This is a genomic window from Nonomuraea turkmeniaca (assembly GCF_005889735.1).
In the GTDB taxonomy this organism is placed as follows: Bacteria; Actinomycetota; Actinomycetes; order Streptosporangiales; family Streptosporangiaceae; genus Nonomuraea; species Nonomuraea turkmeniaca.
In genome coordinates, this window is the sequence record NZ_VCKY01000495.1 from 1 (window position 1) to 2328 (window position 2328).

Annotated in this window: 3 protein-coding genes; 2 read left to right on the forward strand and 1 reads right to left on the reverse strand. The window is 65.1% G+C overall.

The annotated features are described in order from the left end of the window. Positions 1 to 547: 547 nt before the first annotated feature. Positions 548 to 991, reverse strand: coding sequence for a MarR family winged helix-turn-helix transcriptional regulator (locus ETD86_RS53975; RefSeq protein WP_211370932.1), 444 nt, complete (start codon positions 989 to 991; stop codon positions 548 to 550). A 96-nt stretch (positions 992 to 1087) separates the two neighbouring features. Between ETD86_RS53975 and ETD86_RS53980 the strand changes: the two genes are divergently transcribed. Further along, on the forward strand, positions 1088 to 1471 hold the full coding sequence (locus ETD86_RS53980) for a PPOX class F420-dependent oxidoreductase (RefSeq protein ID WP_138674327.1): 384 nt from the start codon (positions 1088 to 1090) through the stop codon (positions 1469 to 1471). A 17-nt stretch (positions 1472 to 1488) separates the two neighbouring features. Continuing rightward, positions 1489 to 2100 (forward strand): hypothetical protein, encoded by a 612-nt coding sequence (locus ETD86_RS53985; protein WP_138674328.1) that lies wholly within the window; start codon positions 1489 to 1491, stop codon positions 2098 to 2100. Positions 2101 to 2328: the final 228 nt, after the last annotated feature.

Sequence of the window (2328 nt, forward strand, 5' to 3'; positions counted from 1 at the left end):
CCGCCAGCGTTCGTCCTGAGCCAGGATCAAACTCTCCAAACAATGAACATGTCCGGACAGATCTGTCCAAGCAAAACCGTCAAAAATGACGGGGTCATACATGTGATGATGCACATGCACTGGCTTTAACACACTGTTGAGTTCTCAAGAAACGGACGCGTACTTCCTCGCCGGAACCCTTCGAGATCCGCTCGGAGGCGATACTCCGTTTTGGCCACCCTATCAGGTGGTCCGCTTTTGTGTCAAACCGTAAGATTTGAACTCTGCCGAACCAAATTGTCTAGAATGGTGCGCCCCGTTTCCGGGGCAACCCTCTTAACTTACCGTTCCATCCGGAGCTTGTCGAATCAACCGATTTTCCGGTGACTTCGGCGCGCCCAGGAACGACTCAGGCTGGAGCACGCCGAAGCGACTCTGCCGAGTGGTTCGTCATTTCAAGGGGCTTGTCCGGGGCCCGTCCGCCTGATCGGCGTCCGGCTCACTCCCGGGGCGAAGTGAAAGACTAGGTCGCGATCCGCGACACGTCAAATCGCCAGGCCGAGGCGGCTCACAGTTGCGCTGCTCCACGCCCGATGGCCTGCTCGCAGCGCGCCAGCAGCTCACGCAACGTCGCCCGCTCCCCTTCCGTGAACTCCGCCGCGATGGCCCGCTCGACCACCACAGCCCTCTCGTCCGCCAACTCCAACGCCGTACGGCCGGCCTCTGTGAGCCGGGTCTCGAGGATGTTGCGATGCCAGGGATGCGGCGAACGTTCGATGAGGCCTCGTTCCTCGAGGTTCTTGAGCACGACGGTCATGGCCTGCGGTGTCACGAGACAGGTCCGGGCCAGCGCCGCGCCTGAGATGCCGGGGTTGTCGGCGAGCGCGAAGAGCGCCGCGTACTGGGGAACGGTCAATCCCGCCGACCTGACGGCGAGGTGCTTGGCGCTCATCAGCGACTGCTCCGTGCGCTTGATGTCCATGCCGAGCCGTTCACCTGCGGGCATTCCCATGCCGGGCAGCATACAATCTCATACGATGATTCGAGTCTTGATGAATATCAAACCCTTGATATGGTCGCTGCTCATCAGGCGTCGAAGGAGAGAGCGATGATTCCGGAAAGCCACAAGGACCTGCTCGAGCGGCCGTTGTTCGCCCACCTGGCGACGATCGGGCCGGACGGCGCGCCCAACGTGAATCCTGTCTGGACGTTGTGGGACGGGGAGTTCCTGCGGTTCACGACCACGACTGACCGCCGCAAGCACCGAAATGTCGTGCAAAACCCGTACGTGGCGGTCTCGATCAACGACCCCGACAGGCCCTACCGTTATCTGGAGATCCGTGGCGTGGTCGAGCGGGTGGAGCCGGATTCGTCGGGTGACTTCTTCGACGTGCTGGCCACGCGCTACGGCCTGGAGTACAAGCGACCGGTCGGCGATGCCGAGCGGCGCGTTGTGATCGTTATGAAGCCGACACGTACCACCAGTCAGTAACACGGAGGTGAGCCGGTGTGGGCTCAGCGGCGGCGCTCGGAGTGAAGGACCACTGCGGTTGGGCGGTGCTGGTCGCGGTCGGCGGCACGCCGGAGTCACCCCGGGTGCTGCTGCGGGAGCGGGTGACGCTGCTCGCCGATCCCGCGCTGCCCGACCAGCCGCATCACGCTGCCGCAGGACTGGATCTGCCTGCGGCGGCTGAGCTGATCGCCCGCGTGGAGCACGCCGCCCGTACGACTGCACGCGATGCCCTCGACGCGGCCGCGCGTGACCTGGCCGGGGCCGGGCACGACGTGCTGGGCGTCGCCCTCGACCTGGGCGCGGTCGGCGCAGGGAGGATGGCGCTGCCCGACGACCTGGCCACGGTGCTGAGCAAGCACCACTTCCTGCACGGTGCCGAGGGTGAGCTCTACCACGAGGCCCTGGTCGACGCCGCGCGGAACGCGGGGCTCGAGGTGAGCCGGTACGACTTCAAGGCGTTGCGCGAGATCGCGACCCGGGCGCTCGGGCCGGGCGCGGCCGGGCGGGTGGACGGATTGCGCGCGCAAGTGGGCGCACCATGGTCCCGCGATCACAAAGATGCCGCCTTGGCCGCATTGCTCGCGCTCAACGCCGCCGACCGCAGCTAGCCCCAGATTTCGCCTGGTTGCGGTTCCCGTGGGCTGCTTTCGGAATGGTGGGCGCGGTCGGTGTGCCGACTGCCGGCCAGATCGAGCCGATGGCTGGGGCGTGCATGGCATGGCCTGCGCAAATGGGCCGATCATGTGAAGATCGCGGCTAGCTCTCACATCCGCCATTGGATCGTCCCATTGGCGCGTATTCTGCCCCCGTGACCACTGCCGCCACTCTTGCACCCC